Source organism: Gryllotalpicola sp. CP2-P1, assembly GCF_057512245.1.
Genome location: NZ_JBLRDT010000181.1, coordinates 1 through 4,916, shown reverse-complemented (window position 1 = coordinate 4,916; position 4,916 = coordinate 1). Strand labels below are relative to the sequence as shown.

7 protein-coding genes are annotated in these 4,916 nt (G+C 74.1%); 4 read left to right on the top strand and 3 right to left on the bottom strand.

From position 1 onward, the window contains the following. The 4 genes from alr to ACM2XV_RS12175 form a co-directional block, all read left to right on the top strand. Positions 1 to 781 (top strand): alanine racemase (gene alr, locus ACM2XV_RS12190; protein WP_487027108.1); only part of this gene is annotated, 781 nt, incomplete at its 5' end. Continuing rightward, complete coding sequence (locus ACM2XV_RS12185) at positions 774 to 917, top strand: hypothetical protein (protein ID WP_487027107.1); 144 nt, start codon at positions 774 to 776, stop codon at positions 915 to 917. The genes alr and ACM2XV_RS12185, both read left to right, overlap by 8 nt. A gap of 38 nt (positions 918 to 955) precedes the next feature. Continuing rightward, the gene (gene tsaE, locus ACM2XV_RS12180; RefSeq protein WP_344777243.1) at positions 956 to 1,405 is read left to right on the top strand and encodes a tRNA (adenosine(37)-N6)-threonylcarbamoyltransferase complex ATPase subunit type 1 TsaE; all 450 of its coding nucleotides are present in this window, start codon (positions 956 to 958) and stop codon (positions 1,403 to 1,405) included. Continuing rightward, entirely contained in the window at positions 1,402 to 2,466 is a 1,065-nt protein-coding gene (locus ACM2XV_RS12175) for a DUF2891 family protein (protein WP_487027106.1), read from the top strand. The genes tsaE and ACM2XV_RS12175 overlap by 4 nt, the downstream gene beginning before the upstream one ends. A gap of 13 nt (positions 2,467 to 2,479) precedes the next feature. Here the strand turns inward: ACM2XV_RS12175 and ACM2XV_RS12170 are convergent, their stop codons facing one another. From ACM2XV_RS12170 to ACM2XV_RS12160, 3 genes are read right to left on the bottom strand one after another with little or no spacing between them, the layout of a single operon-like run. Then, entirely contained in the window at positions 2,480 to 3,364 is an 885-nt protein-coding gene (locus tag ACM2XV_RS12170) for a 5-oxoprolinase subunit C family protein (RefSeq protein ID WP_487027105.1), read from the bottom strand. After that, positions 3,361 to 3,990 (bottom strand): 5-oxoprolinase subunit B family protein, encoded by a 630-nt coding sequence (locus ACM2XV_RS12165; RefSeq protein WP_487027104.1) that lies wholly within the window; start codon positions 3,988 to 3,990, stop codon positions 3,361 to 3,363. The genes ACM2XV_RS12170 and ACM2XV_RS12165 overlap by 4 nt, the downstream gene beginning before the upstream one ends. Then, a complete protein-coding gene (locus tag ACM2XV_RS12160) occupies positions 3,987 to 4,745 on the bottom strand; it encodes a LamB/YcsF family protein (protein ID WP_487027103.1) in 759 nt (252 codons plus the stop codon). Before ACM2XV_RS12160 ends, ACM2XV_RS12165 begins: the two co-directional genes overlap by 4 nt. Positions 4,746 to 4,916 lie beyond the last annotated feature (171 nt).

The following is a 4,916-nucleotide window of genomic DNA, read 5'->3' as shown; positions in this document are numbered from 1 at the left end:
CGCGGCGCAGGCATCCGTTCAGTTCAAGCTCGACACCGGGCTGTCACGCAACGGCCTGCAGCGCGCGGACTGGAACGCGGCGTTCGAGCTCGCTGCCGGGTTCGAGCAGACCGCGCAGCTGCGCGTCGACGGAGTGTTCACGCACCTGTCGAACGCGACCCTGCAGGACGACGTCGACTGCCTTGACCTCTTCGACGAGGGCGTCGCGGCCGCCCGCGCGGCGGGGCTCGCGCCGGGGCTCGTGCACGCGGCGGCATCCGCTGCGGCGCTGCGCCAGCCCGATGCCCGCTACAACTGCGTGCGCGTCGGCCTCGCGCTCTACGGCCTCGCGCCGACGCAGGATCCGCGGCAGGCACGCGAGCTCGGGCTGCGGCCGGCGATGACGGTGCAGGGCCGTGTCGCGAACGTGAAGCGCGTGCCGGCGGGCACGTCGGTGTCGTACGACTACACCTACACGACCGACCGCGAGACGACCCTGGCGCTCGTGCCGTTCGGCTACGGCGACGGCATTCCGCGCGCCGCGTCGAACCGGGCGCGGGTGTGGCTCGGCGGCGGCGTGCATCGGATCGCGGGGCGGGTGGCGATGGACCAGTTCGTGGTCGATGTCGGCGATACGCCCGTCGCGGTCGGCGACCCCGTCGTGCTGTTCGGCGACGGCGGTGAGGGATTCCCGACGGCGGAGGACTGGGCCGAGGCATCCGCCACGATCAACTGGGAGATCGTGACGCGCATCGGCGGCCGCACCACGCGGCGGTACGTGAGGGGCGACGCGGATGCCTGAAGAGCAGGGCGTGGCCGTCGTGGCGCTCTCCGTAAGTCACCGATTTGGTCGCAGCGGGTGGCAGGCGCACGGGTTCGCGGTCGCGTCGGCCGGATCGGTGACCTGCGAGCAGCTCGTCAGGAAGGACGCGGCGTGAGCGGGCCCCAGACGCGTGTCGTCGCAGGCACCGACGAGATGGAAGCACTCGGGCGCGAGCTCGGGGCGCGGCTGCGCGCGGGCGATCTGGTCGTGCTGACGGGCCCGCTCGGCGCCGGCAAGACGACACTGACGCGCGGCATCGGCGAGGCGCTGAACGTGCGCGGGCCGATCACCTCGCCGACCTTCGTGCTGGCGCGCACGCACCCCGCGCTCGGCGGCGGCCCCGACCTCGTGCATGTCGACGCCTATCGGCTGGGGAACGCGACGGAGCTCGACGACCTCGACATCGACTACGAGAACTCGGTCGTCGTGGCCGAGTGGGGGCACGGGCTCATCGAGTCCGAGTCGGCGACGGGGTCGTGGCTCGAGGTGGTGATCGCGCGGCCGGAGGGCGCGGGCGACGAGTTCGACCCGTCGGACGCGCCCGAGGAGCCGCGCACCGTGACGATCACCGGCTACGGGCCGCGCTGGGAGGGCGAAGGATGACAACGGATGCCCCGGCGCTGCGCGCCGAGCACGCCGACCGCTTCGCGCAGGTCGTGCTCGACAACTTCGCGCAGCCGTATCCCTATGCGGCGCACCACACCACGGCCGGCCCCGACGACCGCGCGCTGCCGGTCGAGCTGCACCCGGCGTTCGCCTCGTCGTACGACTGGCACTCGAGCGTGCACATGCACTGGCTCGCGACGCGGCTGCTCGAGTTCGGGGTGTCGGCGCCGCTTTCCGACCGGCTCGCCGCCGCGCTCGCCGCGAACCTCGCCGCAGAGAACCTCGAGGTCGAGGCTGAGTACCTGCGCCGTCACCCGCTCTACGAGCGCCCGTACGGCTGGGCATGGGCGCTGTCGCTCGCGGCATCCGTGTCGCGCTCGCGCGTGCCCGTCATCGCGACGCTCGCGCCGGGCTTCGCCCCGCTGACCGAGGTGCTTTTCGGCCACGTGCTCGCCTGGGTCGCGCGCACGCCCGAGCCGGTGCGCCACGGCGTGCACAGCAATTCGGCGTTCGGGCTGCGGCACGCGCTGCTCGCTGCGCGCGCTCTCGGTCGCGACGATGTCGCGCACGCGGTGACGGATGCCGCGCGGCGCTGGTACCTGCGCGATGCCGCCTGGCCGTTCGCGTGGGAGCGCAGCGGGCAGGACTTCCTCTCGCCGGGATTCGCCGAGGCCGAGCTGATGGCCACCGCCCTCGGCGCCGACGAGTTCACCGCATGGGCGACCGGATTCTTCGCCGAGCTCTCGCCCACCTCGGCCGTGCTCGCGCCCGCACGCGTTCTCGACGCCCACGACGGGCAGCAGGTGCATCTCTTCGGCCTGGGGCTCTCGACGTCGGCGGCTGCCTCGCGCGTCGCCGTGACGCTGCGCTCGAACGGCGTCGGCGGCGAGTCGGGGCTCGGCAACACGGGCCGCGTCGCCGAGCTGATCGAGCTGCTCGAGGGCGCGGCGCCTCGGCTGCTGCCCGCCGGCATCGAGGCCGCCGTGTCGGACGAGTTCATGTCGTCGCATTGGCTCGCGACCTTCGCGTGGGACGCGCTCGAGGCGCTGCCCGACTGAGGCGCCGCGTCGCTCAGTGCAGGCGGAAGCGGACCGACTGCCCGGGCGCGAGCTGCGCCGCGCGATCGATCGAGGCGTCCGTGAGCACGGCGATCACGGGGTAGCCGCCGGTCACGGGGTGATCGGCCGAGAAGATGATCGGATGCCCCGACGCCGGCACCTGCAGGGAGCCGAGCGCCATCGGCTCGCTCGGAAGCTCGCTCGCGATCGCCCGCTCGAGCGGCGCGGGCCCCTCGAGCCGTACCCCGACCCGATCCGACGCGGGCGTGACGGTGAAGACGCCGGTGCGCAGCACGCGCAGCGCATCCGGCGTGAACCAGTCGTCGCGGGGGCCGCGCAGCGCGTCGAGCACGACGCCGGGGGCCGTATCGCCGACGCCCCAGGGCGGCGCGACGGCGTCGACGAGCGGCTCGCCGTCGGTCTCGTCGCCGATCGGCAGCACATCGCCCGCGGCGAGGGGAGCGGGGCCGATATCGGAGAGCGTGTCGTACGAGCGGCTGCCGAGCACCGGCGGAACGTCGATGCCCCCGCGCACCGCGAGGTAGGCGCGCAGCCCGGCGCTCGGCGCGCCGAGCTGCAGCTCGTCGCCGTCGGCGAGCTCGATGAGCTCGTACATGGCGGGGCGGTGGGTGCGCCCTGCGGCGGTCACCACGGTCAGCGGGCAGTAGGCGCCGGTCACCACGAGCTCGGTCGCGCCACGGGATCGCACGGCGAGACCGCCGAAGAGCGTCTCGACGAGTGCAGCCCCCGCGGTGTTCGCCACGAGCCGGGTGGCGAGCGCGGCCGAGCCGCGGTCGGCGGCGCCCGCGTGCCCGACGCCCTGGTCGAGGAATCCGCTTCTGCCCTGATCCTGCACCGTTGCGAGCAGCCCGACGCGCGTGACCTCGAGCGCGCTCATCCGCGTGCGGCTTCCACGAAGCGCACGCGCGTGCCGGCCGCGAGCAGCGCGGGAGGCGTGCGGGCCGGATCCCACATCGACAGCCCGGTGCGCCCGATCAATCGCCAGCCGCCCGGCGACTCGCGCGGGTACACGCCGCTGAACTCGCCGGCGAGCCCCACGGCGCCGGCGGGCACGCGCGTGCGCGGCACCTCGAGCCGCGGTACCTCGAAGGCCCAGCCGTCGCTCGCGAGGTAGCCGAAGCCCGGTGCGAAGCCGCCGAAGGCGCACAGCCACGTGCGGCCCGTGTGGGCCGCGATGAGTTCGGCGGTCGAGACCCCGAGGAGCTCTGCCGTCGAGGCGAGATCGTCCCCGTCGTAGACCACGGGGATCTCGACGGGCGCACCGGCCCCGCCGTCGGGCGCCGCAACGATCTCGAGCGCGGCGACCGCCGCCTCGACGGCGCTGCGCTCGACCACCGCCGGGTCGAAGCCCAGCAGAACGGTGCGGGCGCCGCTCGTGGCATCCGTCACCCCCGGAATCGGCGAACGCTCGATCGCCGCACGCAGCGCCATCGCCTCAGTCAGCGATGAGAGCTCGACCAGCACGCCGCGCTCGCCGGCGCGCAGGAAGCGGGGACCGCTCACACGAACGCCCTGAGCCCCACGCCGGCCGCCACCAGCTCGGCGCGCACACGCGCGGCGATCGCGGCGGCACCTGGCGTGTCGCCGTGCACGCACACCGACCGGGCGTCGACGGCGATCTCGGTGCCGTCGACGGCCGTGACCTGCCCCTCGGTGACGAGGCGCACGACGCGCGCGGCGATCTCGCCCGGGTCGTGCAGCACGCTGCCCGCCTGTGCGCGCGGCACGAGCGTGCCGTCGGGCTGGAAGGCGCGGTCGGCGTACGTCTCGGGGACGGGAACGAGGCCGTGGTCGGATGCCGCGCGCAGCAGTTCGGAACCCGGAAGGGCGAGCACGGCGAGCTGCGGGTCGACGGCGGCGCACGCGGCCACGACGGCATCGGCCTGGGCCGCGTCTCGCACCGCGACGTTGTAGAGCGCACCGTGCGGCTTGACGTACGAGACCCGCGTGCCGGCCGCTCGTGCTGCTGCGCGCAGGGCGCCGAGCTGGTAGACGACATCGGCGAACAGCTCATCGGGAGTCGTCGGCACGAGACGGCGGCCGAAGCCGCGCAGATCGGGGTACGCGACGTGCGCGCCGATCGCGACACCGCGCTCAGCCGCGAGGCGGCAGGTCGCCAGCATGATCTGCGGGTCGCCCGCGTGGAATCCGCATGCGACGTTCGCACTCGTGACGACGTCGAGCAGCGCCGCGTCGTCGCCCATGGGCCACGCGCCGAAGCCCTCACCGAGATCGCAGTTCAGATCGATGGTCGCCATGGGTTCACCGTAGCCGCCGGGCGCGACCTCGAGCCTTTCCTGGGAATGGCCACGGATTCCGGCCCACTGCACGCGACGGGCTGAGCGTCGTCAGCGAGCATCAGCGCGCCGTCGTGGTCCGGCCCACCGGGTGCGGCGGCTATGCCGTCACCGGGCCGCGTGCCCCGGGTG